At 70.2% G+C, this 26,687-nt stretch carries 27 protein-coding genes and 2 tRNA genes; 15 read left to right on the top strand and 14 right to left on the bottom strand.

Translation table 11 applies throughout. From position 1 onward, the window contains the following. The first annotated feature begins 104 nt into the window (after positions 1-104). The 9 genes from J4H92_RS04985 to pknB all read left to right on the top strand — a co-directional run bounded on the left by J4H92_RS04985 (position 105) and on the right by pknB (position 11,022). Complete coding sequence (locus J4H92_RS04985; protein ID WP_208096748.1) at positions 105-512, top strand: phage holin family protein; 408 nt, start codon at positions 105-107, stop codon at positions 510-512. 132 nt (positions 513-644) lie between these two features. Next, on the top strand, positions 645-2,030 hold the full coding sequence (gene purB, locus J4H92_RS04980) for an adenylosuccinate lyase (RefSeq protein ID WP_208096746.1): 1,386 nt from the start codon (positions 645-647) through the stop codon (positions 2,028-2,030). Positions 2,031-2,095: 65 nt separating this feature from the next. Beyond that, a complete protein-coding gene (locus tag J4H92_RS04975; RefSeq protein WP_208096744.1) occupies positions 2,096-2,836 on the top strand; it encodes an FhaA domain-containing protein in 741 nt (246 codons plus the stop codon). Further along, positions 2,833-3,387, top strand: a complete 555-nt coding sequence (locus tag J4H92_RS04970) for an FHA domain-containing protein FhaB/FipA (RefSeq protein WP_208096742.1) — start codon at positions 2,833-2,835, stop codon at positions 3,385-3,387. Before J4H92_RS04975 ends, J4H92_RS04970 begins: the two co-directional genes overlap by 4 nt. Positions 3,388-3,391: 4 nt before the next feature. Continuing rightward, positions 3,392-4,645 (top strand): PP2C family protein-serine/threonine phosphatase, encoded by a 1,254-nt coding sequence (locus J4H92_RS04965; protein ID WP_208096740.1) that lies wholly within the window; start codon positions 3,392-3,394, stop codon positions 4,643-4,645. Further along, positions 4,645-6,033 (top strand): FtsW/RodA/SpoVE family cell cycle protein, encoded by a 1,389-nt coding sequence (locus J4H92_RS04960; RefSeq protein ID WP_208096738.1) that lies wholly within the window; start codon positions 4,645-4,647, stop codon positions 6,031-6,033. The genes J4H92_RS04965 and J4H92_RS04960 overlap by 1 nt, the downstream gene beginning before the upstream one ends. Then, on the top strand, positions 6,030-7,511 hold the full coding sequence (locus J4H92_RS04955; protein WP_208096736.1) for a peptidoglycan D,D-transpeptidase FtsI family protein: 1,482 nt from the start codon (positions 6,030-6,032) through the stop codon (positions 7,509-7,511). The genes J4H92_RS04960 and J4H92_RS04955 overlap by 4 nt, the downstream gene beginning before the upstream one ends. Next, on the top strand, positions 7,508-9,238 hold the full coding sequence (locus J4H92_RS04950) for a protein kinase domain-containing protein (RefSeq protein ID WP_208096734.1): 1,731 nt from the start codon (positions 7,508-7,510) through the stop codon (positions 9,236-9,238). The genes J4H92_RS04955 and J4H92_RS04950 overlap by 4 nt, the downstream gene beginning before the upstream one ends. Positions 9,239-9,330: 92 nt before the next feature. Continuing rightward, positions 9,331-11,022, top strand: coding sequence for a Stk1 family PASTA domain-containing Ser/Thr kinase (gene pknB / locus J4H92_RS04945; RefSeq protein ID WP_208096732.1), 1,692 nt, complete (start codon positions 9,331-9,333; stop codon positions 11,020-11,022). On the opposite strand, the gene J4H92_RS04940 is transcribed toward pknB, so the two are convergent. Genes J4H92_RS04940 through J4H92_RS04930 form a run of 3 tightly spaced genes read right to left on the bottom strand, consistent with a single transcriptional unit; the run spans position 11,007 to position 12,591 of the window. Further along, a complete protein-coding gene (locus J4H92_RS04940; RefSeq protein WP_208096730.1) occupies positions 11,007-11,657 on the bottom strand; it encodes an anthranilate synthase component II in 651 nt (216 codons plus the stop codon). The genes pknB and J4H92_RS04940 overlap by 16 nt on opposite strands. Then, positions 11,654-11,812: a hypothetical protein gene (locus J4H92_RS04935; RefSeq protein WP_208096728.1), complete on the bottom strand. Its 159-nt coding sequence runs from the start codon at positions 11,810-11,812 to the stop codon at positions 11,654-11,656. Before J4H92_RS04935 ends, J4H92_RS04940 begins: the two co-directional genes overlap by 4 nt. Next, positions 11,812-12,591, bottom strand: coding sequence for a class E sortase (locus tag J4H92_RS04930; protein WP_208096726.1), 780 nt, complete (start codon positions 12,589-12,591; stop codon positions 11,812-11,814). The genes J4H92_RS04935 and J4H92_RS04930 overlap by 1 nt, the downstream gene beginning before the upstream one ends. A gap of 155 nt (positions 12,592-12,746) precedes the next feature. On the opposite strand from J4H92_RS04930, the gene J4H92_RS04925 reads away from it, so the two are divergent. After that, the gene (locus J4H92_RS04925) at positions 12,747-13,028 is read left to right on the top strand and encodes a cell division protein CrgA (protein WP_208096724.1); all 282 of its coding nucleotides are present in this window, start codon (positions 12,747-12,749) and stop codon (positions 13,026-13,028) included. A gap of 62 nt (positions 13,029-13,090) precedes the next feature. Here the strand turns inward: J4H92_RS04925 and J4H92_RS04920 are convergent, their stop codons facing one another. Further along, the gene (locus tag J4H92_RS04920; RefSeq protein WP_208096722.1) at positions 13,091-14,044 is read right to left on the bottom strand and encodes a rhomboid family intramembrane serine protease; all 954 of its coding nucleotides are present in this window, start codon (positions 14,042-14,044) and stop codon (positions 13,091-13,093) included. A 5-nt stretch (positions 14,045-14,049) separates the two neighbouring features. Further along, on the bottom strand, positions 14,050-14,559 hold the full coding sequence (locus J4H92_RS04915) for a peptidylprolyl isomerase (protein ID WP_208096720.1): 510 nt from the start codon (positions 14,557-14,559) through the stop codon (positions 14,050-14,052). 110 nt (positions 14,560-14,669) lie between these two features. Here J4H92_RS04915 and J4H92_RS04910 point away from each other — a divergent pair, with 110 nt between their 5' ends. Beyond that, a complete protein-coding gene (locus tag J4H92_RS04910; protein WP_208096718.1) occupies positions 14,670-15,173 on the top strand; it encodes a DNA/RNA helicase in 504 nt (167 codons plus the stop codon). Positions 15,174-15,226: 53 nt separating this feature from the next. Here the strand turns inward: J4H92_RS04910 and J4H92_RS04905 are convergent, their stop codons facing one another. The 3 genes from J4H92_RS04905 to J4H92_RS04895 all read right to left on the bottom strand — a co-directional run bounded on the left by J4H92_RS04905 (position 15,227) and on the right by J4H92_RS04895 (position 18,010). Next, a complete protein-coding gene (locus J4H92_RS04905; protein WP_208096716.1) occupies positions 15,227-15,676 on the bottom strand; it encodes an NUDIX hydrolase in 450 nt (149 codons plus the stop codon). A 339-nt stretch (positions 15,677-16,015) separates the two neighbouring features. Then, positions 16,016-17,020: an alpha/beta hydrolase gene (locus J4H92_RS04900; RefSeq protein ID WP_208096714.1), complete on the bottom strand. Its 1,005-nt coding sequence runs from the start codon at positions 17,018-17,020 to the stop codon at positions 16,016-16,018. A gap of 63 nt (positions 17,021-17,083) precedes the next feature. Further along, entirely contained in the window at positions 17,084-18,010 is a 927-nt protein-coding gene (locus tag J4H92_RS04895) for an EamA family transporter (RefSeq protein ID WP_341783003.1), read from the bottom strand. Between the two features lie 67 nt (positions 18,011-18,077). Between J4H92_RS04895 and J4H92_RS04890 the strand changes: the two genes are divergently transcribed. From J4H92_RS04890 to J4H92_RS04880, 3 genes are all read left to right on the top strand, one after another. After that, a complete protein-coding gene (locus J4H92_RS04890) occupies positions 18,078-18,938 on the top strand; it encodes a LysR family transcriptional regulator (RefSeq protein ID WP_208096712.1) in 861 nt (286 codons plus the stop codon). A gap of 78 nt (positions 18,939-19,016) precedes the next feature. Next, positions 19,017-19,760 carry a PIG-L deacetylase family protein gene (locus tag J4H92_RS04885; RefSeq protein WP_208096710.1) on the top strand — a complete coding sequence of 248 codons (744 nt, stop codon included), beginning with the start codon at positions 19,017-19,019 and terminating at the stop codon, positions 19,758-19,760. A 300-nt stretch (positions 19,761-20,060) separates the two neighbouring features. Beyond that, positions 20,061-20,501 (top strand): MerR family transcriptional regulator, encoded by a 441-nt coding sequence (locus J4H92_RS04880; protein WP_208096708.1) that lies wholly within the window; start codon positions 20,061-20,063, stop codon positions 20,499-20,501. A gap of 61 nt (positions 20,502-20,562) precedes the next feature. Here the strand turns inward: J4H92_RS04880 and J4H92_RS04875 are convergent, their stop codons facing one another. Both J4H92_RS04875 and J4H92_RS04870 read right to left on the bottom strand, forming a co-directional pair. Next, on the bottom strand, positions 20,563-21,135 hold the full coding sequence (locus tag J4H92_RS04875; protein ID WP_208096706.1) for a dihydrofolate reductase family protein: 573 nt from the start codon (positions 21,133-21,135) through the stop codon (positions 20,563-20,565). Between the two features lie 96 nt (positions 21,136-21,231). Next, positions 21,232-21,651, bottom strand: a complete 420-nt coding sequence (locus J4H92_RS04870; RefSeq protein WP_208096704.1) for a TetR/AcrR family transcriptional regulator — start codon at positions 21,649-21,651, stop codon at positions 21,232-21,234. 629 nt (positions 21,652-22,280) lie between these two features. Between J4H92_RS04870 and J4H92_RS04865 the strand changes: the two genes are divergently transcribed. Next, positions 22,281-23,243 (top strand): SMI1/KNR4 family protein, encoded by a 963-nt coding sequence (locus J4H92_RS04865; protein WP_208096702.1) that lies wholly within the window; start codon positions 22,281-22,283, stop codon positions 23,241-23,243. Between the two features lie 83 nt (positions 23,244-23,326). Here J4H92_RS04865 and J4H92_RS04860 read toward each other — a convergent pair. The 4 genes from J4H92_RS04860 to gyrA form a co-directional block, all read right to left on the bottom strand. After that, positions 23,327-23,399 (bottom strand) — tRNA-Ala (locus J4H92_RS04860). Between the two features lie 80 nt (positions 23,400-23,479). Further along, positions 23,480-23,553 (bottom strand) — tRNA-Ile (locus J4H92_RS04855). An 85-nt stretch (positions 23,554-23,638) separates the two neighbouring features. Continuing rightward, a complete protein-coding gene (locus tag J4H92_RS04850) occupies positions 23,639-24,046 on the bottom strand; it encodes a DUF3566 domain-containing protein (protein WP_208096700.1) in 408 nt (135 codons plus the stop codon). Beyond that, complete coding sequence (gyrA, locus tag J4H92_RS04845; protein ID WP_208096698.1) at positions 24,039-26,633, bottom strand: DNA gyrase subunit A; 2,595 nt, start codon at positions 26,631-26,633, stop codon at positions 24,039-24,041. The genes J4H92_RS04850 and gyrA overlap by 8 nt, the downstream gene beginning before the upstream one ends. Positions 26,634-26,687 lie beyond the last annotated feature (54 nt).

Raw genomic sequence — 26,687 nt, 5'->3', positions numbered from 1 at the left:
GCGAGCGGTGCAGTCTGACTCACCCGAACAAGTGTAACGAGCACCTATCGCGGACGCGGGATATACCCTGGCGCCCTCCCGGGCACACCTGGCAGACTGGAGGCATGCGATCGATCGTCCGCGTGCTCGTCAGCGCCTTCGCGCTGTGGCTGACGACGCTCCTCGTGGGCGGCAGCGGCGATCACGGCTTCTGGCTCGATCCGCTCGCCGACGACAACTACGGCCGGATCCTCACCCTCGTCATCGTCGCGCTCGTCTTCGGCCTCGTCAATGCGACCCTCGGCAAGATCGTCCGCTTCGTCTCGATCCCGCTCTACATCATCACCCTCGGGCTCTTCGGGCTGATCGTCAACGGCCTGCTCATCTGGGTGGTCGCCTGGCTCTCCGATCTCGCGGGCTTCGGCCTCCGGGTCGACGGCTTCTGGTGGGGCGTGCTCGGCGCGCTCGTCCTCTCCGTCCTCTCCGGGCTCATGAACGGCCTGCTCGGCACCGGCAAGAAGCGGGATCGCTGACGGCTCCGAGGATCCGCGGCCGTCGGTGCGCGCCGAGGCCCGGAGCGGACTCGATGGACCCGAGCCCGATGGGGGAGAATGGTGAGGGCGTCGCGCGCGCCCCCACCCGCACCAACGCACGGAGAACCGCACATGACGCACCTGCCCCCGCAGCCCATCAGCCCGCTCGACGGCCGCTACCGGTCGGCGGTGGAGGGCATCGGAGACCATCTCTCGGAGGCGGGGCTCAATCGTGCCCGTGTCCACGTCGAGGTCGAGTGGCTCGCCCATCTGACCGAGCGCTCGCTGCTCGGCGGCACCCCGCTCGCCGCCGAGGAGCTGGCGGGTCTGCGCGGGTGGGCCGCCGGCTTCGGGCAGCCGGAGATCGACCGGCTCGCGGAGATCGAGGCCACCACCCAGCACGACGTGAAGGCCGTCGAGTATCTGGTGCGCGAGCAGTTGTCGCGCCAGGGCCTCGATCGCATCGCCGAGCTGACCCACGTCTGCTGCACCAGCGAGGACATCAACAACCTCTCCTACGCGCTCACGGTGAAGGACGCGATCTCCGAGGTGTGGCGTCCGCGGCTGGACGCGGTGGTCGCCGAGCTCGCCGCCCAGGCCGAGCGCTACCGGGAGCTGCCGATGCTCAGCCGGACGCACGGGCAGCCGGCCACACCCACCACGCTGGGCAAGGAGCTCGCCGTCTTCGTCCATCGGCTGCGCCGGCAGACGGCCCAGCTCGAGCGGATCGAGTACCTGGGCAAGTTCTCGGGCGCGACGGGCACCTTCGCGGCGCATCTCGCGGCCGACCCCTCCGTCGACTGGCAGGCCGTGTCGCGCGACTTCGTCGAGGGCCTCGGCCTCGCCTGGAACCCGCTGACCACCCAGATCGAATCGCACGACTGGCAGGCGGAGCTCTACGCGAGAGTCGCGCACGTGAACCGCATCCTGCACAACCTCGCCACCGACATCTGGAGCTACATCTCGATCGGCTACTTCCGCCAGATCCCGGTCGCGGGCGCCACCGGCTCCTCGACGATGCCGCACAAGGTCAACCCGATCCGCTTCGAGAACGCGGAGGCGAACCTCGAGCTCTCGAACGCGATCCTCGACTCGCTGGCCGCGACCCTGGTGACGAGCCGCTGGCAGCGCGACCTCACCGACTCCTCCGCGCAGCGGAACATCGGCGTCGGCCTCGGGCACTCGGTGCTGGCGCTCGACAACATCCTCAAGGGGCTCGGGCGGATCGACGCGGCGCCCGAGGTGCTCGCCGAGGATCTCGACGAGAACTGGGAGGTGCTGGCCGAAGCGATCCAGACGGTGATCCGAGCGGAGGTCGCGGCGGGGCGCTCGTCGATCAGCGACCCCTACGCGGCGCTCAAGGAGCTCACCCGCGGCCGGAGGATCGGGCGGGGCGAGCTGGCGGCATTCGTCGCGGATCTCGACATCGGGGACGAGGCGAAGCAGCGCCTCCTGGCGCTCACCCCGCCCCGCTACATCGGGATCGCCCCGGAGCTCCTCGCCCATCTCGGCCGCTGACCCCGCGCGGGTTCGGGCGGCCCACGGCCCGTGCCGCTACCATGTTCCCGAGGGAAGGTGAAGGCATGGGCATACTCGACAGCGTCGAGCGCGGTCTCGAACGCGCCGTCAACGGCGCATTCGCGCGCACCTTCCGCTCGGGCGTGCAGCCGGTGGAGATCGCCGCGGGCCTGAAGCGCGAGCTCGAGATCGGCTCGGTGATCGTCGACCGGGACCGCGTGCTCGCCCCGAACCGCTTCATCGTGCGGGTGTCCTCGGCGGACGGGAAGCGCCTGGCCGGCCTGGGCGGCAACCTCGAACGGGAGCTCACCGAGGTCGTGCTCAAGCACGCCGGCCGCCAGGGCTACCAGCTGCTCGGGCAGCCCGACGTGGAGCTGCGCGTCGACGACTCGCTGACCACCGGCGTCCTCGAGATCGACGCCTCCCAGGTCGAGGGCGCGGTCGCCTGGAAGGCCGTGATCGAGGTGGGCGGCGTGCAGCACCCGCTGCGGACGGGGACGACGGTCATCGGTCGGGGCAGCGACGCGGATATCCGGATCGGCGACAACGCCGCCTCGCGCCAGCACCTGCAGATCCTCTGGGACGGCAGGGCCGGCGTCGCCCGGGATCTCGGCTCGACCAACGGCTCGAAGATCGAGGGGCAGCGCTTCCGCGAGGCCGCGCTGAGCCCGGGCACCGTGATCACCGTCGGGCAGACCGCGCTGCGCTTCCAGCTCGTGCCGGCTCGGGCGCCGGGCTCCCCGGCCCCCACGACGGTCATGGACCGGTCGGCCGGAGCGGATCAGAACCTCTGGAGGGGCCTGTGAGCGAAGCGAGCGAACTGACCCTCCTCATCCTGCGCATCGGCTTCCTGCTGCTGCTGTGGCTCTTCATCTTCGCCGTCCTCTACGCGCTCCGCAGCGACCTGTTCGGCTCGCCGGTGCGAAAGCTCCCCGCCGACCGGTCGGCGAGCGCAGCCCCCCAGGCGGCGGCCCCGGTGGTCGCCGGCGCCCCCGCCGCGCCGGCACCGTCCGCCCCGACCGCCCCCACCGCTCCCGCAGCGGCGAGCCCCGCCCCGCAGGGGGGACCCGCGCGACAACTGGTCATCACCTCGGGCGTCGCCTCCGGCACCGCGGTCCCGCTCGACGACGACACCCTCACCATCGGCCGCAGCAGCGGATCGAGCCTGGTCATCGTCGACGAATACACCTCGACCTACCACGCCAAGCTCACGCGCAGCGGCGACACCTGGCTGCTCACCGACCTCGACTCCACCAACGGCACCAAGCTGAACGGCAGCAGGGTCACCGGCACGGTGCTGGTGCCCCCCTTCACTCCGGTCACCATCGGCACGACGACCTTCGAGCTGAGGCCCTGACGGCATGGTCGGCTACGCGAGCGCCATCGGCTCCCATGTCGGGATGGTGCGGTCGAACAACCAGGACTCGGGCTACGCGGGGCGGCGCCTGTTCCTCGTGGCCGACGGCATGGGCGGCCACGCGGGCGGCGACGTGGCCTCGGCGCTGGCGGCGCAGGCGATCGCGGGGATCGAGTCGCCGTCGGCCGACCGCTCGGCCGCCGACGCGTCCGCAACCGCCAGGACCCTGCGCGACCAGCTGCTGCAGACCAACCGCATGCTGCGCGCCACGGTCGGGGACCGGCCCGAGCTGGCCGGCATGGGGACCACGTTCACCGGCTTCATCACCGTCGAGGACCGGCTGGCCCTCGCGCACATCGGCGATTCCCGCCTCTACCTGCTGAGGGACGACCGGCTGACGCAGATCACGAAGGATCACACCTTCGTGCAGCGCCTCGTCGACAGCGGCAGGATCACCGAGGAGGAGGCGAAGACGCATCCCCGCCGCTCGGTGCTCATGCGGGTGCTCGGCGATGTCGATTCCTCCCCCGAGATCGACACCGAGGTGCTCGAGACGAGGCCGGGCGATGTCTGGCTGCTCTGCTCGGACGGCCTGTGCGGCTACGTCGAAGAGGTCGACATCGAGAAGATCCTGCGCCGCCGCACGACGCTGCAATCCGCCGTCGACGCGCTGATCGACAAGAGCCTGGCCCACGGCGCGCCCGACAACGTCACCGTCGTGCTCGTCGAGACGCTGCCGGAGGCGCTCCCCGCGGAGGAGACGCCGGAGCCGCGGTTCGCCGGCTCGGCGGCGACGGAGGTGCCCGGCGGCGAGCGCATCAGCACGGGACGGACGCGCCTGCTGAACCGTCGGCGGATCGTGCGTCGGGGGCAACCCGTCGCGGAGAGCCACTTCGAGCCGCGGGTCGACGAGTACCTGAGCGAGCTCATCGCCGAGACCAAGCGCCGCAATCGCCGCCGCCGGGTGCTGGGGGTGCTCGGCCTGCTCGCGATCGTCGGCGCCATCGCCGGTGCGCTGGCCCTCGGCTATCAGTGGACGCAGACCCGCTACTACGTGGGCACCGACGGCGCCACGGTGATCATCTACCGGGGGATCCAGCAGAATCTCGGTTCGATCTCGCTGAGCTCGATCGCCGAGAACACCGAGATCCCGCTCGACACGCTCGACGGCAACGAGCAGCGCGCGGTCGAGCGCACGCTGAGCGCCGGATCCCTCGAAGAGGCCCGCGAGATCGTGCTGCGGCTGGGGGAGGACTGATGAGCGCCCCCCGCAGTTTCGAGCGCACCCGCACCAGCGAGACGGTGCTGCAGCGGATCACGGCGATCCGCGCCCCCCGTCTGCTGCGCGGGCTCGAGCTCGCCCTGACCCTCTTCGCCCTCGCCATCGGCGTCGGGGCGGTGCTCATCATCGACCTGACGGTTGAGGGACGCTTCACCGTCGAGCTGCTGCCCTACGGCGCGCTCTTCGTCGCCGCGGTGCTCGGCCTGCACGTCACCGTCCGCTTCGTCGCGCCCGACGCCGACCCGCTGATCCTCCCGCTCGCGACGCTGCTCAACTCGATCGGCATCGCGATGATCTACCGGATCGACCTCGCCAAGGCGAGGGTCGGCTGGGAGGCGTTCTCCGTCCGGCAGCTGGTGTGGTCGGCGATCGCCATCGCCATCGCGATCGCCGTGCTCGCGGTGATCCGCAACCACAACGTGCTCTACCGCTACACCTACCTCTTCGGGCTCGGCGCGCTGCTGCTCCTGCTGCTGCCGATGCTTCCGGGCATCGGGCACGCCGAGGGCGGAGCCCGGGTGTGGATCAGGATCCAGGGCTTCTCCTTCCAGCCGGGCGAGATCGCGAAGATCATGCTCGCCGTCTTCTTCGCGGGCTATCTGGTGCGCAACCGCGACGCGCTCTCGATGGTGGGCAAGAAGTTCGCGGGCATCCGCTTCCCCCGCGGCCGGGATCTCGGCCCGCTCATCACCTTCTGGCTGATCGCGATGGCCGTGCTCGTGTTCCAGCGCGATCTCGGCACCTCGCTGCTCTACTTCGGGCTCTTCCTCTCGATGCTCTACCTGGCCACCGGCCGCGTCGGCTGGATCGTGCTGGGGCTCGGGCTGTTCGTCGCGGGCGGCCTGCTCGCCAGCCAGCTCTTCGACTACGTCGGCCGACGCTTCCAGAACTGGCTCGACCCGTTCGCCGATCCCTACGGCAGCGGCAATCAGATGGTGCAGGGCCTCTTCGGCATGGCCAACGGCGGGATGACCGGCACGGGCCTGGGGCAGGGCTTCCCGCAGGACACCCCGGTTCCCGAGAGCGACTACATCATCCCGAGTCTCGGCGAGGAGATCGGGCTCATCGGCCTGTTCGTCGTGCTCGCGGCCTACCTCATCCTGGTCGGCCGAGCGCTGCGGATCGGCTTCGCCGGCCAGGACGACTTCGGCAAGCTGCTCGCCGCCGGCCTCGGCTTCGCCATCGCGCTGCAGGTCTTCATCGTCGTGGGGGGCGTGACCCGGGTGATCCCGCTGACCGGCCTGACCGCGCCGTTCCTCGCGGCGGGCGGATCCTCCCTCATCTCGAACTGGATCATCGTCGCCCTGCTGCTGCGGATCTCGAACTCGGTGCGCAACCGCCCGAAGCTGGTGATCCGCTCATGAACAAGCAGCTGCGCATCCTCTCCCGCACCGTGTTCGGCATGTTCCTCGTGCTGTTCGCGGCGATCACCATGATCCAGTTCGTCTACGCCGACGAGCTGCGGGCGAACGAATACAATCAGCGCACCGCGAAGAACGGCTACAAGGTCGAGCGCGGATCCATCCTCGTCGACGGCGACCCCGTCGCCTATTCGACGCCGACGGACGACGAGAATCGTTTCATGCGGCAGTACTCCGATGGCGAGCTCTACGCGCCCGTGACCGGCTACTACTCGCGGCGCCAGGGCATGACGGGCCTCGAGGCGGCGATGAACGACGACCTCTCCGGCCTCGGCAACGCGCAGTTCTTCACCCGCCTCATGCGCACCGTGACGGGCGTGGAGCCGCAGGGCAACTCGGTCGAGACGACCATCGACCCCGAGGTGCAGGAGGTCGCCGCGAAGGCGATGGACGAGTACACCGGCGCCCTCGTCGTGCTCGAGCCGAAGACCGGGCGCATCCTCGCGCTCGTCTCGACCCCGGGCTTCGACCCGAGCCTGCTCTCGTCGAACGACGACGCCGAGATCATCGCGAACTACGCCGAGCTGAACGCCGATCCCGATCAGCCGCTGGCCAACCGCGCCATCGCGGGCGACCTCTACCATCCCGGATCCACCTACAAGCTCCTCGTGGCCGCGGCCGCGCTCGAGAACGGCACCGCGACGCCGAGCAGCACCTTCTCGAACCCGGCGTCGCTCACGCTGCCCGGCTCGACCGCGGTCATGCAGAACGCCTCCCGCACGGCCTGCGGCGGCGGCTCGTCGGTCTCACTGCAGCAGGCGCTCGTGTACTCCTGCAACATCCCCTTCGCGGAGCTGGCGATGAGCATGGACGTCGACGCCGTCCCCGAGATGGCTCGCGCGTTCGGCTTCGAGCAGGAGCTCGACATTCCGCTGCCGGTGACGCCGAGCCAGTCCCCGACGCCCGCCGACGAGGCCCAGGCGGCGCTGTCGTCGATCGGCCAGTTGGACGTGCGCGCGACGCCGCTGCAGATGGCGATGGTCTCGGCCGGCATCGCGAACGACGGCGTGGTCATGAAGCCGCAGCTCGTGGACCGGGTGATCGCGCCGGACCTCCGGGTGGAGAGCCGCGCGGAGCCCGAGGAGTTCAGCACCCCGATCTCCGAGGAGACCGCCGAGGCGCTGAGCGGGATGATGGAGAAGGTCGTCTCCGACTCCGACGGCACGGGGCACCGGGCCGCGATCGACGGGGTGCGGGTCGCCGGCAAGACGGGCACGGCCGAGAACGGGGTGGACGAGAACGGCAACGATCTGCCGTTCACCCTCTGGTTCACCGGCTTCGCCCCGGTCGAGGATCCCGAGCTCGCGATCGCGGTCGTGATCGCCGACGGCGGCGGGTCGGCCCACAACAACGTGGGGAGTTCGTACGATCTCCCGACAGCAGTAGGAAAACGAGTGATGGAAGCGGTGTTGAACCAATGAGACCAGTGGCGGGAATCACGTTCGGCGGGCGCTACGAGCTGAGCTCGAGGATCGCGGTCGGCGGCATGGGCGAGGTCTGGCGCGCCTCGGACAGCATCATCGGGCGGACCGTGGCCATCAAGATCCTCAAGGACGAGTACATGGGCGACCCGGGCTTCCTGGAGCGCTTCCGCGCCGAGGCCCGCCACGCCGCGCTCGTCAACCACGAGGGCATCGCCAACGTGTTCGACTACGGCGAGGAGCAGGGGTCCGCCTACATCGTCATGGAGCTGGTGCCGGGCGAGCCCCTCTCGACCATCATCGAGCGGGAGGGCCGGCTGCCCGCCGACCGCGTGCTGGGCATCGTCGCCCAGACCGCGACGGCGCTGCAGGCCGCCCACGACGCCGGCCTCGTGCACCGGGATGTCAAGCCCGGCAACCTGCTGATCACGCCCGAGGGCCGCGTGAAGATCACCGACTTCGGGATCGCGCGCATCGCGGATCAGGTGCCGCTCACCGCGACCGGTCAGGTGATGGGCACGGTGCAGTACCTCGCGCCGGAGCAGGCGAGCGGTCACACCGCCACGCCGGCGACCGACGTCTACTCGCTCGGCGTCGTGGCCTACGAGTGCCTGGCGGGCAAGCGGCCCTTCACCGGCGAGTCGCAGGTCGCCATCGCGATGGCGCAGATCAACGACACCCCTCCCGCGCTGCCCGCAGACATCCCCGGTCCGGTGCAGCGCCTGGTGCTCGCCTGCCTGGAGAAGGATCCCCAGGATCGACCGGCGAGCGCGGCGAAGCTCGCGCAGGCCGCAGCCGCGCTGCACCGCGGCGACGTGCGGCTCGCCACGAGCTACGTCCCCCAGATCGGCGCCGGCGAAGACACCACGCGGGTCATGCCGGCCACGACCGCGGGCACCGCCGCGACCACGGCGCTGCCCCGCACGACCGCCCTGCCGGAGCCGGTCGTCGAACCCGAGGAGGAGGTCGAAGAGGAGGGGAAGAAGCGCAGCCGCTGGACCTGGCCGCTGGTCACCCTGATCGCGCTGCTGCTCGTGATCGGCGTCGGCACGGCCATCGCCCTGCTCGGCGGTGGCGGCGGCGACGAGACGCCGACGACGTCGCCCTCGAACACGAGGACCTCGACCACGCCGCCGACCACGTCGCAGCCCACGAGCGGGGCCGTGAACCTCTCCGATCTCGAGGGACTCGACTGGGAGGTCGCCCAGCAGAAGCTGCGGGACGACGGGTTCACCAACGTCGTGGGCCAGGAGGGTTCGCCCGCTGACGACGATCAGGTGGGCAAGGTGTACGAGGTCGACCCGACCGGCTCCAACGTCCCCTTCGACCGGATGATCACGCTCACCTACTACACGGCCTACGGTGAGGTGTCGCGACCGAACAAGCCGCGATCCACCTCCACGTCGGTCGAGTCCGGCGGGCAGCTCAACGTCAGCTGGGACGTGGCGAGCTGCCCCGCGCCGCTCACGGTCCAGGCGTACGACCTGATCTACGACAGCGGCGTCGCGGATGGGCCCGGCTCGACGCAGAGCACCAACGTGAACATCACCGCGGACACGATCGAGCCGGGCGGGTCGAACGGTCAGATCGCCGTGCGCTACACCGTGACCTGCGGCAACGGCACCATCACGCGCACCTCGGAACCGTCGTGGACGCTCAAGGTCAGGATCCTCGCCCCGGCCGCGGATCCCGACCCCGCGGACCCGGGCACCGAAGAGGAAGACTGATCGGCGACGACGCCCGCAACGCCCGCCACCCGGGTTTCCGGGCTCGCACACCGTAGAATTGTTCCCATCATCCGTCCCCGAGTGAGGTATCCATGACCGAGACCGTCGGCAGCGCACGCCTGCTCGCCGATCGATACTCGATCGGCGAATACATCGGCCAGGGCGGAATGAGCACGGTGTACCGCGGCGTCGACACCAAGCTCGGCCGGCAGGTGGCCGTCAAGGTGATGCGCGCCCATCTCGCCGGCGACGATCAGTTCCGCAGCCGGTTCCGCCAGGAGGCGCAGTCGGCCTCGCGCCTCGCGCATCCGAGCATCGTGCGCGTCTTCGACGCGGGCGACGATCTGATCCAGACGGGAGAGGGGCCGCAGCAGCTGCCCTTCATCGTGATGGAGTACGTCGACGGGCAGAATCTGCGGGAGATCATCGAGCAGGACCGGCTCTCCACCGCGGAGGCGTGCCGCGTGGTCGAGGCGGTGCTGACCGCGCTCGAGTACTCGCACCGGGCCGGGATCGTCCATCGAGACATCAAGCCCGCCAACATCATGATCACCACGTCCGGCCAGGTGAAGGTGATGGACTTCGGCATCGCGCGAGCGGTCTCCGAGACCTCCTCGACGGTGCAGCAGACGACGGCGATCCTGGGCACCGCGGCGTACTTCTCGCCCGAGCAGGCCAAGGGCGAGGCCATCGACGCGCGGACCGATCTGTATTCGACCGGCGTGCTCCTCTACGAGCTGCTCACCGGCGACGTGCCCTTCCGCGGCGATACGGCTGTCGCGGTCGCCTACCAGCACGTGAGCGAGCGGCCCGAGCCCCCCAGCCAGCGGGATCCGGCGGTCTCGGCTCCGCTCGAGCGGGTGGTGCTGCACGCTCTCGCGAAGGATCGCGCCCGCCGGTTCCAGAGCGCCCGGGAATACCGCGAGGCGCTCCGGCTCGCGGCATCGGGCACGATGCCGAAGCTCAGCGGAGACGGCGAGCAGGCCGGGGTGCTCTTCTCCTCCGGCGAGGAGGTCTCGGAGTCGGATCTCGCCCTGCGCCGTCTCTCCGAGTCCGGGGGAGGAGCGCGATCCCACAGCCGTCCCCCGGTGATGTGGGTCTGGGCGGCGATCCTGACCGTCGTCGCCGTCGTCGCCGCGGTGCTGTTCTGGCTCCTCATGCTCTCCCCCTCCTCGCTCGCCCCGACGAGTTCTCGCGAGATCCCGCCGCTCACCGGCGTGTCGGCCGAGGAGGCGATGCGAACGCTCGAGCAACTGGATCTGCTGGGAGTCTCCGAGGAGGAGGCGAACGACGAGGTCGCCGCGGGTCATGTCATCCGCACCGATCCCGAACCCGGCGCGAGCGTGAACATCGAGACCACCGTGCGGGTGTACGTGTCGACCGGTCCGGACTCGGCAGAGGTGCCCGACTTCGACCGCATGACGCTCGAGGACTACACCGCCGAGCTCGAGGATCTGGGGCTGGGGGTGGGCGCGGTCTCGCGGGAGGACGACTCCGCGGAGTCCAAGGACACGGTGCTCGAGGTCGATCCGAGGGTCGGGACGCGCCTGGAGCGAGGCGAGACCGTCGAGCTGACCGTGTCGAGCGGCAAGGTCAGGGTGCCCGACGTCAAGGGGCAGTCCGTGGCGGCGGCGAAGGACATCCTCGAGTCGCTGCGCCTCGCTCTGACGATCACCCCGGATCCGAACTGCAGCGCCGAGGGCGCCGCGATCATCACCCGGCAGTCCGTCGAGGGCAAGCAGGATCAGGGCAGCCCGGTCGAGATCTTCTACTGCTCGGGCTGAGCCGCCGAGAGCAGCGGGGAGAGGGCGCTCGCGATCCGGGCCGCGTTGGGGGATCCGACGATGGCGAGCCAGTTGCCGAGCTGCTGGTAGCCGCCCTCGGTCAGCACCGACTCGGGATGATACTGCACGCCGTAGATCGGATGCTCGCGGTGGCGCAGCGCCATCACGACGCCCTCCGCGGTCTCCGCGGTGATGGAGAGCTCCTCGGGAACGGAGTCGCGCACCACGGCGAGGGAGTGGTAGCGGGTCGCCGAGAATTCGGGCGCCACGCCGTCGAAGAACGGGTCGCCCGCGTGACGCACCCGCGAGACCTTGCCGTGCATGAGCTCCTCGGCGTGGGTCACGGTCGCTCCGAAGGCCTCTGCGATCGCCTGGTGCCCGAGGCACACGCCCAGCAGCGGCACCCCCGTCCGCACCGCGATCCCCACCATGGGGATGGAGACGCCCGCGTCGCCGGGGGTGCCGGGACCGGGCGAGATCAGCACCCCGTCGAACTCGCCGACCAGCTGCTCGAGTTCGCCGACGCTCACCACGTCGTTCCGGATGACCCTCGTCTCGGCCCCCAGCTGCTGCAGATAGCCGCCCAGCGTATAGACGAAGCTGTCGTAGTTATCGATCACGAGGATGCGGCTCATGTGTTCACCGTCGATTCTTCAACCATCAATTGGACTGCCACATAGGGATAGACGTAGGCGATGAGCACCCAGACGAGCGCGACGGCGACCGCCAGCAGGACGATGACCCGCAGCCAGGCGGGGCCGGGGAAGAAGCGCCAGAGCAGGGAGAACATCAGATCGACGGCCTCCGCAGATCCGGATCCGCCTCGGTGAGCGCCTCCGGCGGCCCCTCGCCCTGCGGCTGGAAGTCCTCGAACACGGCGTAGGCGATGGCGCGCTCGTCGCTCCCCGCCTCCTTCGGATGGCAGGTCGTGAGCGTCATGATCTGATCCTTCGCGGGATCGCCCTCGAGACGCGGGAACGGGTTGAGCACGTCGACCTCCGTGGGCAGCACGTATTCGATGGACCGGAAGCGGTAGGTGTACCAGCCGTCCTTCGTCTCGACGAACATCGGATCGCCGACCCGCAGGTTCATCACCTCGCGGAAGGAGTTGATGAGGGGGCCCGAGCGGTGACCGGCGATCGCGAAGTTGCCCGGCTCGCCCGGCATCTGCGAGTTCTCGTAGTGCCCGATGCCCTTCTCGTCCAGGTTGAGCACCGTCCACCAGTCGGTGGTCTCGGCCATACGGTTGGCGTACCCCTCGCCGAAGGCCGGCACGTACAGCACCCCGAACACCTCGGCGGGGTCCACCGGATCCGTGACCGGCACCTCGCCGTCCCACTTCGCGTCGACGGCTTCGCGGGCCCAGCGCTCGGAGTCGAGCGCGCTCAGCTCCGCCTGCTTCTCGGTCACGAAGACCTCGGTGTGCAGGTACTGCCACCCGAGATAGCCGACCACCGCCAGTCCGCCGACGATCAGGAGCTCGCCGACGACCGTGAGCGGGCTCAGGCGCGCACGCCGTCCGCCTCGCTCGCGGGCCGCCGGGGGCGGCGCGGTGTGATCCACTGCCATGCGCTCATTGTAGAGAACCTCGCTGATAGCCCGGACCGCCGGTCCGCTCCCCGAGCCCGTCGCGCCCCGGGCCCGCCGACGGGCGCGCCGACGCGCCCCACCCGCTCAGGAACCGGGGTGTTCGCACCTCCGACGATCCGGGTAGAATCGTTGCCATGGCTGAAGCGGGAAACGAACTGAGCAAGCGCGAGGCGAAAGCCCTCGAGAAGCAGCAGCGCCTCGAGGCGTCCGAGCTGCGCAAGGAGGCGCCGAATCCGGTGTGGTTCAAGCCGGTCATGTTCGGCTTCATGCTGCTCGGCCTTCTCTGGATCATCCTCTACTACGTCACCAGCGCGATGCCGACCCCGCTTCCGGTTCCCGCGCTGGGGCAGGCCAACATCTTCGTCGGTTTCGGCCTCGTGCTGGTCGGCTTCCTGATGACCCCCTGGTGGAAGTGACCGTCGTCACCGGAAATCACAACCGTGTAATTTTCCCCAGCTGTGCAGAACACTGTGGATAATCAGCCCCCGGGGAACGGGGGCAGCGCGACGAAGTAGAGCCACCCCAGCGCGATCAGCAGCACGCCGAGGCCGATCATCCCCAGCGCGCGCGTGCCCCGGTGCCGCGGCCCTCTCGTCGCGAGCAGGATCCCCATGGAGGCGGCTCCCACGATCATGCCGCCGAGATGCGCCTGCCACGAGATCGCGGCTCCGGGCAGGAACCCGATGCCGAAGTTGATCGCGATGAGCACCGCGAGCGAGGTCACGTTCACGTTCGAGGCGCGATAGGCGACGAGGGTGGCGGCGAGCACCCCGAAGATCGCTCCCGACGCCCCGACCGTGGGGACGAGCAGGGACATCGGCTCGAAGTACACCCAGATCATCACCATGAGCGACCCGCCGAGACCGGCGAAGACGTAGAGGACCAGGAACCACACCCGGCCGAGCAGCTGCTCGAGATTGCGGCCGAACAGCCAGAGCGCGTAGAGGTTGAACAGGATGTGCAGCACGAAGCCGGTCGAGTGCGTGAACATCACGGTGAGCATGCGCCACGGTTCGAACGACACATCCGAGAAGATCGAGCTCGCCACCGCGTCGGGGAGCGAGTACGCCGGCGCGTACCAGAGCCCCTCCGTCACCGAGTTGTCTCCGAACGTCGCGCTCAGCCACTGGGCCGCGAAGACCAGCACGCAGGCGATCATCAGCCCGTAGGTGACGACCGGGGCATCGGACAGACGGCGGGAGGCCACCCGAGCCGACCGGCCCATCCGCTGCGCCGCCCCCTGCTGCGCCTCGCGCATGCAGTCGGGGCACAGGACGCCGACCGACGAGACCACCTGGCAGTCGGGGCAGACCGTGCGGCCGCAGCGCTGGCAGAGAGTGAAGCTGTTGCGCCCCGGGTGGCGGTAGCAGACGTCATCCGGACCGTACTGGGCCCGTTCGCCGAACTGCGGAGTCGATCCCCCCGCGGACACCTCGGTTAGACCTCGGTGACGTCGACGCCGGAGATCACGACGTCCTCGACCGGACGATCAGCCGCACCGACGGCGACGGCGGCGATCGCGTCGACCACCGACTTCGAGCCCTCGTCGGCGACCTCGCCGAAGATCGTGTGCTTGCCGTTCAGCCACGCGGGATCCGTCGTGGTGATGAAGAACTGCGATCCGTTCGTGCCGGCGAGCCGACCGGTCAGGTCGGGTCGCTTGCCCGCGTTCGCCATCGCCAGCAGATAGGGGCGGTCGAAGACGAGCTCGGGATGGATCTCGTCGTCGAAGGTGTAGCCGGGGCCGCCGGTCCCGGTTCCGGTGGGGTCGCCGCCCTGGATCATGAAGTCCTGGATGATGCGGTGGAAGATGACCCCGTCGTAGAAGCCCTTCCCCGCGAGATCGATGAAGTTCTTCACCGTCTTCGGCGCGTGGTCGCCGAAGAGGTTCAGCACGACATCGCCGTGATTCGTGTGGATGGTCGCAACGGCCGTATGAAGAGTCATGACGACAGTCTATGAGGTCGCGCTGTGAATAGCGTCGCTCGCTTACGCACGACGCGGGTCATCGGTGTAGCGTGGAGGTAAGCGAGTCAGCACCGACAACGGAGGTTGCCATGTCACTCTCACGCAAGCGTCGCCGCCAACTGAAGCGGCTTCGTGGCCAGGCCGAGGATCTGCTGGAGCAGCAGCGCGTCGTGCTGAGCCACGCCGGCGGGGTGGCGCAGGAGGCCGGGCGCCAGGCGAAGGAGTTGAACGCCGAGTTCGTCGCGCCCCGCGTCAACAGCGCGATCGAGAGCGCACGACCCGTGATCGACCGCGGCATCTCCAAGGCGCGGCGCACGGCCGATCAGGTCCGGCTCGTCACCGCTCCCCTCGTCGCGAGCGCGCTCGTGGGCGCCGTGAACAGTCTCGATCGCCTCGAGAATCGCGAGGCGGCCCGCCACCTGCAGAGCTTCGGCGAGAAGAGCGGCATCCTGAAGCCCGCCAAGAAGCGGCGCGCCGGCAGCATCGTCGCCATCGGGCTGGGCGTCGCCGCGGCCGCGGCGGTCGGCTACACGCTCTGGCAGGCGTTCCGCAGCGACGACGAGCTGTGGGTCGCCCCCGAAGACGACGCCTGACCCGCCGGAGCCCCCGGCCCGGACCGGGCCCGCTCGGAACCCGGGTCGGCGTGTCAGCGCTTGGCGCCGCGGGAGCGCGAGCGCTGATCGATGCCCGCCATGCGGATCCCGGTCTGCACGAGGGAGAGCGTGCGCAGCGAGCGCAACTCGCGGAAGGGCACCCAGCGCGCCTCATCCGACGAGCCGTCCACCTCGTTCCGGAGCGGCCCGTCCTTCACCGACACGCGGTAGACGATCCGGATCGTGTGCAGTTCCGGCTCCCGTCCCTCGGGCACCTCCTCCCGCACCATCACCCGCGAGTCGACGCCCAGCAGGCGACCGACCCTGGCTTCGAGGCCGGTCTCCTCGAGCACTTCGCGCACGACCGCGTCCCGAGGATCCTCGCCGTCCTCCAGACCGCCGCCGGGAAGCGTCCAACCGTGCAGATGACCCCGTCTCCAGTGGGTGAGCAAGAGCTTGCCGCGGCGCTCCACTACTCCGTATGCGGCAACCCTTAGATCCATGGTGCACGCCCGGCCTTCCACGCGCTCCCCGCGTCCAGAGACGGCCGAACCACCCGCCGCCGTGCGCGGCGATGACGCGGCCACGCAGAAACGCGATGCGGTTCCGCCGGTGCCCACCCATACGGCGCACCAGGGCCCACCGGGCCTTCGCCCCCAGCGCCTCGGCGCATACGCGCCACTCTCAGATCCATAGTTCAGGTCCGGCCTTCCAAACGCTCCCCGCGACGGCGAGCCGTCGCGGCACGCACGGCGCGCGAGGGCCCACCGGGCCTTCGCCCCAAGCGCCGTGGTGCATGCCTAGAGCCTACCGGCATCCTCCGGCGGTCCGCCCCGTCCGCCTCAGCCCAGCGTCGCCAGCCAGCCGCGCGTCCAGCGCTCCAGCCGCGCATAGGCATCGTCACGCGCCGACGAGGCGGAGAGGAAGACGTCGTGCAGCGCGCCGTCGATGCGCTCGATCGTCACGGTGGATCCGAGCCGCAGCGCCGTTCTCGCCGTCTCGTCGACGTCGAGCACGCTGTCGGCGCTCGTCAGCTCCCCGCTCCAGCGCAGCGGCAGGGCGGAGCGCGACGAGAGGAGGACTCCGATCGGCGCGTCGATGTCGAGCCCCGCGCTCACGCGCGCATGCCCCGCGAGCACGGCCCGCAGCCAGCCCGCCAGCACCGCGTGCGCCCGGTCGGGCCGCCACCCCGGGTCGATGCCCGCGAGATCCTCCGACGGGCCGACCTCCCGCTGGGCCCGGGAGTAGAAGCCGTAATCGAGTTGGGGAGGAACATCCCTGGGATACAGCTTCGCCCCCAGATTGACGAGCGGCGTGATCAATTGCCGCCCCGCGGCCGCGAGCTGGAATTCCAACCACGGACTGTTGAGGACGAGCGCCTCCGCGACGCCGGGATGCCGATCGGCCCACAGGCTGAGCACCAGGCCCCCGGTCGAGTGCCCCAGCAGCAGGAGGCGCCGGGGGCGGTCCCGCTCCCCCCTCATCGTGGCGAGCGCGAGGTCGATCTCGGCGTCGTACTCCGCGAGATCCTCGATGTAGCCGGGGGTCTGCCCCGGGCGCAGGCTCCTCCCGTACTTGCGCAGGTCGAGCGCGTAGAACCGCGCTCCCCGCTCCGTCCAGAAGCGCGCCAGCCCGCGCTGGAAGAAGTAGTCCGACCAGCCGTGCACGTAGAGCACCTCGACGTCCGCGAAGAGGCGCTCGCGGCCGAGAAGCCGCTCCCAGAAGACGGGCCGGTCGGGCAGGGAGCGCACGAGCGTCGCCCCGAGGGGGCCCTCGACGTCCGCGCCGAGCGGCAGGTCGAGGCGCTCGAACCCCGCCCCGAGCACGTCCCGACCCCACCCGCTCATGCCGCAAGTCTACGAGGTCGCCGGCGGCCGCATCCGTGCAGACCCGGGCGGGTAGGCTCCGGATCAGCCCTGCCGACGCAGCAGACCGGCGGAGGTCACCGCCGCGTTGCTCAGCACGATCAGCCCGATGCCGAGCCATTCCCGAGGCGTCAGCACCTGCTGCAGGATGACGAGCCCGGCGACGGCGGCCCAGACCGGGTGCATACTCTGCAGGGTGCTGAAGAGGCCGGTGGGCAGGCTGCGGAGCGCGATCATGTCGACGGCGAAGGGGAGGGCCGAGGCGAGCAGCCCGCACGCCGCCGCGAGCGCGAGCGCCCACAGGGGCGGGGGGTGGGCGATGAACCACGCCGCGCCGAACGGGATCCAGATGACCGCGCTGACCACGCTGGCCCCCGCCGCGCCGCGCACGCCGGGCAGTCTCCGGCCGAGACTTCGGTTGAGCAGCACGTACGAGGCCCAGGAGGCGGCGGCGACGAGGCCGAGGGCGATGCCGAGAAGGTCGGTGCTGGGCCCGGGGGCGACGAGCACCACCACGCCGACGGCGGCCAGCAGGCCGCAAAGCAGGTCGAGGAGCCGACGGGACGCGACGACCGCGAGGACGAGCGGGCCGAGGAACTCCAGGGTGATCGCCAGGCCGAGACCGATGCGCTCGATCGCGAGATAGAGGGTGGCGTTCATCACGCTGAAGATCAGCCCGAGCGCGAGGATGAGCCTGCGGTCGGCCCAGGAGATCCCGCGGAGACGGGGCCTCCCCAGCGGGGTCAGCACGGCCACCGCGACGAGCTGCCTGACGGCGACCACGCCGAGCGGCCCGATCGCTGGGAAGGCGAGGGCGCCGAGACCGGCGCCGATCTGATTGCTCGCGGACGCGCCGAGCGCGAGCGCGGTCCCGCGCGCGAGCCCCGTCCGGCGCACGGCCGAGCGCCGGACGGGGGCCGGGCCGTGGTGCTCCGGGGTCGCGGCGGTCTCCGCCGATGGAGGTGCGGTCACAGCCTCACTCTAGGCCGATCCGTCTATTCGTATTGTGCATCTTTCGACACATCCATACGCTGATCGTATGGACTGGTCGCTGCGCGAACTGCGCTGCTTCGTCACCGCCGCGGAGGCTGGCTCGCTCACCGCCGCGGCCGCGGAGCTGCACGTCTCGCAAGCGGCCGTGTCGCGCAGGATCGCCGCGCTCGAGGGCTCTCTGGGGCGCCAGCTGCTGCGCCGCGGCCGGCACGGCTGCGAGGCCACGGCCGCCGGCGAGCAGCTCCTGCCGCAGGCGCGTCGCGTGCTGGCGGAGGCGTCGCGCCTCGAGACGCTGGCGCGCGAACAGCAGAGCCAGATCCGCGTCGGCTACGCCTGGGCCGCGCTGGGCGGGCACACGACCGAGCTCATCAGGGGCTGGCCGGAGAGCCACCCCGACGTCGAGTTGCGTCTCCTCCGCCACAACTCGCCCACCTCCGGCCTGGCGGAGGGCCGCTGCGACGCGGCGATCCTGCGCGTCGCTCCCGACGCGAGCCGTTTCGACAGCGTCGTGGTCGGGCTCGAACGGCGGCTCGCCGCCTTCCCCGCGGACGACCCCGATTGGGGACGGCGACGCACGCTGCGCCTGCGGGAGTTCGCGGGGCGCACCGTGCTCACCGACCCGCGCACGGGCACCACGTCCCAGATCCTCTGGCACGGCGAGCACGCCCCGGCGCGCTTCGTCGACAGTTCGGACGTCGAGGAATGGCTCACCGCGATCGCCGCCGGGCTCGGGGTCGGAACGACCTCGGAGGCCACCGCCGTGCATCACCCGCGTCCGGGCGTCGTGTTCCGGCCCATCGTCGATGCTCCGAGGATCCCGGTGCGGATCGCCTGGTGGCGCGACGATCCTCCGGGCGCCGTCGGCGAGCTCATCGCCTTCGTCGCCCGGCTCTACGGCGCGCGATGAGCACGCGCCGGCGCCCGGCGTCGGAGCGCCCGGCTCGGCTCCTCGTCCCGCGCCCGACCGGAGCGTAGTGTGGGAGGCATGAACGGAACGCCGCGGCCTCCCGCTCTCGACGAGTTCGACCCCGCCGGGCTGAGCCGGATCCTGGTGGTGGTGGCGCATCCCGACGACGCCGAGTACGGCACGTCGGCCGCCGTCGCGCACTGGACGGATCTCGGGGTCCGCGTGGGCTACCTGCTGCTGACCGCCGGCGAGGCCGGCATGCGGCGGCCGCCCGAGGAGGCCGGTCCGCTGCGGCGCCGCGAGCAGCGCCTGGCCTGCGACGCCGTGGGGGCCGAGGAGCTGACGATCCTCGGTCTGCCCGACGGCGCCGTCGAGTACGGCCTGGAGCTGCGGCGCGCGATCGCGCGCGAGATCCGGCGGTTCCGCCCCGACGCGGTCGTGAGCGGATCGGGCGAGCTGCGCACCCCGTGGGGGCTCGACCACGCCGATCACCGCGCGGCGGGGCTCGCCACGATCGACGCGGTGCGCGACGCCGACAACCGCTGGGTGTTCCCGGAGCTGCTGGAGGAGGGCCTCGAACCCTGGGGGACGAGCCGGTTGCTCCTGACCGGCACGGCGCCGACCCATTACGTGGCGGTCGACGAGGCGGCGGAGCGTCGCGCCGTGGCCTCGCTCTCCGCCCACGAGGCCTACCTCGCGGACCTGCCGTGGCACCCCGCTCCGGAGGCGTTCATCCCGGGTCTGCTGGCCGATCAGGGCCGCTCAGCCGGGGTGGCGCGGGCCGTCGCCTTCGCCGAGCACCGGTTGCGCGGCGGGGCCTGAGCCCGGCCGGCTCCTACGTGAGCCGGCTACGGGGCGAGCCGGCGGCACGAGACCGTTCGCGGCTCGTGATCCTCGGCTACGAGTCAGGGCTCGTCACCCCCGGCGAGAGCGGAATCGAGCCTCGCGAGCGGCGCCGGTGAGCCGGCCCGGAAGTCATTCGGATCGGGAGACCCGGGCTGCGAGTGCGCTCGGATGCGGTTCGGACGTCTGCGTCGCTTGACCTTGCCGCTGCGTCAACCCCTACCGTTGAGCGTGTCGGGTCGAAGCGCCGCGACGTCCGGACCGCGAGAGGAGGGCACGATGGAGTACTCGATCCAGGAGGTGGCCAGGGCCGCGGGAACGACCTCGCGCACGCTGAGGCACTACGACAGCATCGGGCTGCTCCGGCCGAGTCGCGTGGGTCCGAACGGGTACCGCTACTACGACAACGCCTCGATCCTGCGGTTGCAGCGCGTGCTGCTGCTGCGGCAGCTCGGACCGGACTGGACCGCCGCCGCGCAGCGAGGCGAGGATCCCGCCTCACCGGCCGCACGGGAACTGGCCGGGCGCCAGGTCGACTGGCTGCGCGCGATGCCGGGCACCCCGGCGCACGACACGGACGGGGATCTCGTCGGCTACCTGCTCGGGCTCGGAGAGCTGTACGTCTCGGACGGGCGCTTCGCCGCGAACTACGGCGGGCCGGAGGGCGCGACCTTCGTGCGCGATGCCCTGCGACACTACGTCGAGAGCGAGCTGAGTTGACGGATCCCCGATCGGCCGACCCGCGTCGGTCCGGCTGGGGCTCGAGCCCGGTCGGAACGGGTCAGGCCCGGCCGGGGCGCGCGGGCCGGTATCGCAGGACGACGGCCCCCGAGCGGAGCTCCCGGCGATCCAGGAGCTCGAGCCGGATGCGCTCGCGCAGGCCGGAGAGCAGCGTCGGCCCGCGTCCTGCGAGGACGGGCTGCACGAGGAACTCGTACTCGTCGATCAACCCCAGATCGGCCAGCGCCAGGGGAAGCGTCACCCCGCCCACCCAGAGACGTCGGCCCGATTCCTGTTTGAGCCGCCGAACAGCCTGCTCCAGGTCTCCGCGCACCAACTCGGCATTCCAGTCGACCGAGGTCAGCGTGCTCGACACGACGTGCTTCTTCGCACGATCGATGGCCTCGGCGAACGGGACCTCCCACTCCTCCATCCAGTCGGGCCAGTTGCCGTCGGCCGGCTTCCGCCACGCCGACTCCATCATCTCGTAGGTCGTCCTCCCGAACAGCAGGGCATCGGCTTGCGCCATCTCCTCGGTCCAGTGGCGCATCGACTCATCGTCCGGCGGGAGACCGGCCTCATGGTGGCAGCAGCCGTCGAGCGTGACGTTGATCGAGTATCGAAGCCGACTCATCTCGCTGCTCTCCTCTGACGCGCACGGCGGGCACCGGACTCCCTCAGGCTACCGCCGCACCGGGATCGACGACAGACCCAGCCGGTCGGCGACTGCTCAGGCGATCCCGCCGGCGTCACCGCCCCAGTCGAGATCTCCGAGGATGTAGCGGTCGATGCTCGGCCCGATGGTCCGCGCGACCTGCTCGATCGACAGCCCGGCGAGCGGCGGGATCCTGAGCACGTAACGGGCGACCACGAGACCCAGCAGCTGCGACCCGGCGAGCGCCACGCGCTCCTCCGCACGATCGGAGTCGAGCTGCGGCGCCACCCGCCCGAGGAGTTCTTCGCCGACGAAGCGGAGGAAGATGCGCCGGGACTCCTCGTGGGTGCCCAGTCCGCGGACGAGCCCGATGAAGCCGGGTCCGATCCCGGGATCCTCCAGCGCCGCGAGGATCGCGAGGAGGTAGCGCGTGCCGGGAGACCCCTCCTCGTCGGGGGCGCGCGGCACCAGGAGGTCCGGGAAGCCGCGGCGCACGCCTCGCTGACGGTCACGACCGAGCAGTGGCAGGAGGCCTTTGCGCTGCTCCGCGACGCGGGAATCCCCGCGCTGCTCGACGGCCGCACCCTGCGGGTCCCGGGCGCGGACCGCGGCGAGCTGAGCTCCGCGCTCGCACCGCTGACACGCGCTCCGGCGATCACCGAGGACGTCGCGACGCTCGAGGAGACGATGCTGCTCGCGGCCCGGGCCCGGTCCGCGAGGTGAGCACCGCCCCGGCGACGGCAGGGATGCGAAGCCTCGGTCCGGCCTGGGTCGTCGATCGTGGAGTCCCTCGACCGCTACGGGAGCAGGCCCGAAATACCGTGCCGCGTCGTCGTTTCGTCCCTCGTCTTCGGTGTCGACGGTCGCACAGCAGTTCCTCGGTCAACGGTCGGGTCATTGCGTTGCCTGCTCGGTGCTGCGGCAGGTCAACGGCGCACCTGCCCGACCGCCCCATCGGAACCGGACGGAGGACGTTCCTCGTCGCGTCGGGCGATGCGGTCCGCTGAGTCCGCACCAGACCCCGCCAACCTCCTCGACTTCGACGCACCGGATACTCTGGTCCAAGGGCCCCCCTCAGCACCGCCGGCACATCGGCCTTCCGTGAACCATGGAGAAGGATGACCATGACGAGAAGCTCTCTCGACGAGGTGCGGGATCTCACGCGCGACGATCTCATCCGTCGGCTCGGCCGCGGCGCCGTGCGCCCCGGCGCCGCGGAGGTTGACCTCGCCGTCGCAGAGTCGCTTCTCGGCGTGACACTCCCCGCGGGCCTCGTGCGGCTGCTGCGGCTGTCGAACGGGCTGCGCGTCGGCGTGACGGAGGTGCACGATGTCGACCGCATCATCGCGCGGTCCCAGGAGCCCGACGTCCAGTTCCGGCTCCCGAGCCATCTCGTGATCGGCGTCGCAGGTGCCGGGCGATCGGTCGTCATGCATACGAACCGCGATGCGGTGTCCGAGGTTCCTGACGATCCCTGGGACGGCGGCGACATGCACCAGTCAGCAGCCGAACCGCTCGACCTCTTCCTGCGCTACGGCGGCGTGCCGCTGGGGGAACGCGAGCCGTATGCGTCGATTCCCGGGGCGGTCGCGGCGCGGGATCGGGCGTTGTCTGCCGGGCGCGAAGCCGCCACCGACCTCGCTCGAATCGACGTGACGCGTAACGCCGGAACGCTTGCCGGCGACGCGATCGTCAGCGGCGTGGCCGTGACCGGACTTGCCGACCGAGATGAGGCGCGGGCTCGGTACGAGCGATCCGAAGGTCTCTTCCTCAATCTCAGCCCTCGGTGTCCCATCCCCGGCGGCGACGACGACTACGGCACGCTGCGCAACGAGATCGCCGCCCGGCTGCGACCCGCCTTCGTGGACGTGGCCACCGGTACGAGTCTTCCCGGTTTCATCGATACCGACGGTCGGAGCATCGCCGTCGACACGGTGACGGCAGTGCTCTTCGGATACGCCGCGGAAGTGTTCGCCGCCTGCCTCGCCCCCGGCGTTCCCACACCGGCGGCGGCGATGCTCGCCGTGCTCGGCGCAGGCCATATCCCTCTCGGCCTCGACGATGCCGGCCATGTAGTCGTCCACTGACGCCTGAAGGGCCGAGCGGCTCGCCGCCCCCATGCCCGAAGCCGCATGCGCCGATGTCAGCGGTTCCAGTACGCCCGAAACTGTGGATCCTGGGAGAATCGAACTCCCGACATCCTGCTTGCAAAGCAGGCGCTCTACCAACTGAGCTAAGGACCCGCGGAACCCGCAGGGGTGCCGGAGCTGCGCGAGAACCGGGAGCGGAAGCGGGCTTCCACTCCCCTCGACTCTCTTCGCAGTGGGGCTACCAGGACTTGAACCTGGGACCTCTTCATTATCAGTGAAGCGCTCTAACCGCCTGAGCTATAGCCCCGTGACCGAAAATCGAGCCTACCCGATGTACGGCCTGTTTGTGAAATCGTCTCGCCCGGAGCGGCGACGATCCGCCCTCGGGCGCTTCAGCTGCTGGTGAAGCCCAACTGGAACCCGCCGAGCACGCGCACCAGCAGATTGTAGATCAACGCGCTGATCGCGCCCAGCGCGGTCCCCACGATGATCGTGAGGATCCCGATCACGATCGAGAATCCGAGTACCTGGGGGAAGCCGATCAGCGCCATCAGGCTCTGCTCCGCGCTGACGATGTCCATGAAGAGCTCGTCGAGCTGGGCCAGCACCTGGGTCGAGAGCAGGACGACGTAGAGCAGGACCGTGGCGACCACGCCGACGATGGCCAGGCACAGCGAGACGAAGAAGGAGAACTTCACGGCAGACCAGAAGTCGACGAACACCAGCTTCAGGCGCACCTGCTTCGCCGGCGCCTTCTTTCTCGACTTCTTGGCCAGCCTATCGGCGACAGTGTTACTCATTCAGGTCTTCCTCGTTGTCGGCGGGCCTCGGGCCCTCGGTGGGCTCGACCTCGGTCGAAGGCGCTTCGGACTCGTCGTCATCGAGGCCGCGCTCCGAATTGCGTGCGATCCCAATGATACGGTCACCCTCTGGGAAACGCGCAAACACGACCCCCATGGTGTTGCGTCCCTTGGCCGGCACCTCGTCGACGCTCGAACGCACCACCTTGCCGCTGGCGAGCACCACGAGGACCTCGTCGCCGTCTCCGACGATGAACCCGCCGACGAGATCGCCGCGCGTCTCGTCGAGCTTCGCCACCTTGATGCCGTAGCCGCCGCGCTGCTGCACGCGGTACTCCCCCACGGCGGTCCGCTTGGCGTAGCCGCCCTCCGTCACCACGAAGACGTAGCCGTCCTCGCTGTTGCCGATGGTCGACGCCGCGAGCAGCGCGTCGCCCTCGCGGAAGTTCATGCCCCGCACACCGCTCGTGGACCGGCCCATCGGCCGGAGCGCCTGATCGGAGGCGGTGAACCGGACCGACATGCCCTGCCGCGAGATCAGCAGCACGTCGTCGTCGGCCTCGGCGATGAGCGCCTGCACGAGCTCGTCGCCCTCCCGCAGCTTGATCGCGATGATGCCGCCGGTGCGGTTGCTGTCGTACTCGGCGAGCAGCGTCTTCTTCACCAGGCCGTCCCGTGTGGCGAGGAGCAGATAGCCCTCGCCCGAGTAGTCCCGCAGATCGAGCACCTGCGTGACCGACTCGTCCGGCGCGAGCGCCAGCAGGTTGGCGAGGTGCTGCCCCTTGGAGTCGCGGCCGCCCTCGGGCACCTCGTAGGTCTTGGCCCGGTAGACCCGCCCCGTGTTGGTGAAGAACAGCAGCCAGTGGTGCGTCGTGGTGACGAAGAAATGCTCGACGATGTCGTCCGCGCGCAGCTGCGCGCCCTTCACGCCCTTGCCCCCGCGATGCTGCGAGCGGTAGTTGTCGATCCGGGTCCGCTTGACGTAGCCGCCGCGGGTGATGGTGACGACCATCTCCTCCTCGGGGATCAGATCCTCGACCGACATGTCGCCGTCGAAGCCGTGCAGGATCTCGCTGCGCCGCTCGTCGCCGAACTTGTCGACGATGCCGCGGAGCTCCTCCACCACGATCGACCGCTGCTGCTCCGGAGCCGCGAGCACGCCCTCGTACTCGGCGATCAGCGCCTCGAGCTTCGCCGCGTACTCGAGGATCTTCTGACGCTCGAGCGCGGCGAGGCGGCGCAGCTGCAGTCCGAGGATCGCATCGGCCTGGATCTGATCGATGCTGAGCAGCTCCATCAGGCCCTCGCGGGCCTCCTCCACCGTGGGCGAGCGACGGATCAGCGCGATGACCGCGTCCAGCGCGTCGAGCGCCTTGAGGTACCCGCGCTGGATGTGGGCCTCCGCCTCGGCCTTCCGCAGCCGGAACGCGGTGCGGCGCACGATGACCTCGACCTGGTGCCTGGCCCAGGCGGTGATGAAGCCGTCGAGCGCGAGCGTGCGCGGCACGCCGTCGACGATGGCGAGCATGTTCGCGCCGAAGTTCTCCTGCAGCTGCGTGTGCTTGTAGAGGTTGTTGAGCACCACCTTCGGGATGGCGTCGCGCTTCAGCACGATGACGAGTCGCTGACCGGTCCGGCCGCTGGTCTCGTCGCGGATGTCCGCGATGCCCTGCAGGCGTCCCTCCTTGACGAGCTCGGCGACCTTCATCGCCAGGTTGTCGGGGTTGACCTGATAGGGCAGCTCGGTGACGACGAGGCAGGTCCGGCCCTGGATCTCCTCGATCGTCACCACGGCGCGCATCGTGATGGAGCCGCGCCCGGTGCGGTAGGCGTCGCGGATGCCCTTGGTGCCGAGGATCTGCGCCCCCGTGGGGAAATCGGGGCCCTTCACCCGCTCCATCAGCGCTTCGAGCAGCTCCTCGCGGCCCGCCTCCGGATGCTCGAGATGCCAGATGGCCGCGTCGGCGACCTCTCGGAGGTTGTGAGGCGGGATGTTGGTCGCCATGCCGACCGCGATGCCCACCGACCCGTTCACCAGCAGATTGGGATACCGCGAGGTGAGGACGGTCGGCTCCTGGGTGCGGCCGTCGTAGTTGTCCTGGAAGTCGACGGTGTCCTCGTCGATGTCGCGGACCATCTCCATGGCCAGGGGCGCCATCTTGGTCTCCGTGTACCGGTGCGCGGCCGCGCCGTCATTGCCGGGCGAGCCGAAGTTGCCCTGACCCAGAGCGAGCGGATAGCGCATCGCCCAGGGCTGCACCAGGCGCACGAGCGAGTCGTAGACGGCGCTGTCGCCGTGCGGATGGAACTGCCCCATGACGTCGCCGATGATGCGCGTGCACTTCGAGAACGCCTTGTCCGGCCGGTAGCCGCCGTCGTACATCGTGTAGATCACCCGGCGGTGCACGGGTTTCAGTCCATCGCGCACGTCGGGGAGGGCCCGGCCGACGATGACGCTCATCGCGTAGTCGAGGTAGGAGCGCTGCATCTCGAGCTGCAGGTCCACCTGATCGATCCGTCCGTGCACGGGCTCCCCCTGGGGCTGCTCCCCCGTCGCGTCCGGCTCGGTGCGTTCTTGTTCGGTCATCTCGTATCTTTCGGGTTCATGCGCGGCTGGCCTCTTCCCTCGCGTTCCGGCTCG

The sequence above is a fragment of the Leucobacter weissii genome (assembly GCF_017565745.1).
Classification (GTDB): domain Bacteria; phylum Actinomycetota; class Actinomycetes; order Actinomycetales; family Microbacteriaceae; genus Leucobacter; species Leucobacter weissii.
The sequence above is the reverse complement of the archived record's forward strand: the minus strand, read 5'-3'. Positions and strand labels throughout refer to the sequence as shown.

Coding starts and splice junctions, on each gene's coding strand:
- J4H92_RS04900 (WP_208096714.1), bottom strand. CDS start 17,020: ATGAGCGGGTGGGGTCGGGACGTGCTCGGGGCGGGGTTCGAGCGCCTC.
- J4H92_RS04905 (WP_208096716.1), bottom strand. CDS start 15,676: ATGGATCTAAGGGTTGCCGCATACGGAGTAGTGGAGCGCCGCGGCAAG.
- J4H92_RS04875 (WP_208096706.1), bottom strand. CDS start 21,135: ATGAGTCGGCTTCGATACTCGATCAACGTCACGCTCGACGGCTGCTGC.
- J4H92_RS04935 (WP_208096728.1), bottom strand. CDS start 11,812: ATGTTCTCCCTGCTCTGGCGCTTCTTCCCCGGCCCCGCCTGGCTGCGG.
- gyrA (WP_208096698.1), bottom strand. CDS start 26,633: ATGACCGAACAAGAACGCACCGAGCCGGACGCGACGGGGGAGCAGCCC.
- J4H92_RS04940 (WP_208096730.1), bottom strand. CDS start 11,657: ATGAGCCGCATCCTCGTGATCGATAACTACGACAGCTTCGTCTATACG.
- J4H92_RS04850 (WP_208096700.1), bottom strand. CDS start 24,046: ATGAGTAACACTGTCGCCGATAGGCTGGCCAAGAAGTCGAGAAAGAAG.
- J4H92_RS04930 (WP_208096726.1), bottom strand. CDS start 12,591: ATGGCAGTGGATCACACCGCGCCGCCCCCGGCGGCCCGCGAGCGAGGC.
- J4H92_RS04865 (WP_208096702.1), top strand. CDS start 22,281: ATGACGAGAAGCTCTCTCGACGAGGTGCGGGATCTCACGCGCGACGAT.
- J4H92_RS04950 (WP_208096734.1), top strand. CDS start 7,508: ATGAGACCAGTGGCGGGAATCACGTTCGGCGGGCGCTACGAGCTGAGC.
- J4H92_RS04955 (WP_208096736.1), top strand. CDS start 6,030: ATGAACAAGCAGCTGCGCATCCTCTCCCGCACCGTGTTCGGCATGTTC.
- J4H92_RS04965 (WP_208096740.1), top strand. CDS start 3,392: ATGGTCGGCTACGCGAGCGCCATCGGCTCCCATGTCGGGATGGTGCGG.
- J4H92_RS04890 (WP_208096712.1), top strand. CDS start 18,078: ATGGACTGGTCGCTGCGCGAACTGCGCTGCTTCGTCACCGCCGCGGAG.
- J4H92_RS04960 (WP_208096738.1), top strand. CDS start 4,645: ATGAGCGCCCCCCGCAGTTTCGAGCGCACCCGCACCAGCGAGACGGTG.
- J4H92_RS04885 (WP_208096710.1), top strand. CDS start 19,017: ATGAACGGAACGCCGCGGCCTCCCGCTCTCGACGAGTTCGACCCCGCC.
- J4H92_RS04915 (WP_208096720.1), bottom strand. CDS start 14,559: ATGACTCTTCATACGGCCGTTGCGACCATCCACACGAATCACGGCGAT.
- J4H92_RS04880 (WP_208096708.1), top strand. CDS start 20,061: ATGGAGTACTCGATCCAGGAGGTGGCCAGGGCCGCGGGAACGACCTCG.
- J4H92_RS04975 (WP_208096744.1), top strand. CDS start 2,096: ATGGGCATACTCGACAGCGTCGAGCGCGGTCTCGAACGCGCCGTCAAC.
- J4H92_RS04925 (WP_208096724.1), top strand. CDS start 12,747: ATGGCTGAAGCGGGAAACGAACTGAGCAAGCGCGAGGCGAAAGCCCTC.
- purB (WP_208096746.1), top strand. CDS start 645: ATGACGCACCTGCCCCCGCAGCCCATCAGCCCGCTCGACGGCCGCTAC.
- pknB (WP_208096732.1), top strand. CDS start 9,331: ATGACCGAGACCGTCGGCAGCGCACGCCTGCTCGCCGATCGATACTCG.
- J4H92_RS04910 (WP_208096718.1), top strand. CDS start 14,670: ATGTCACTCTCACGCAAGCGTCGCCGCCAACTGAAGCGGCTTCGTGGC.
- J4H92_RS04985 (WP_208096748.1), top strand. CDS start 105: ATGCGATCGATCGTCCGCGTGCTCGTCAGCGCCTTCGCGCTGTGGCTG.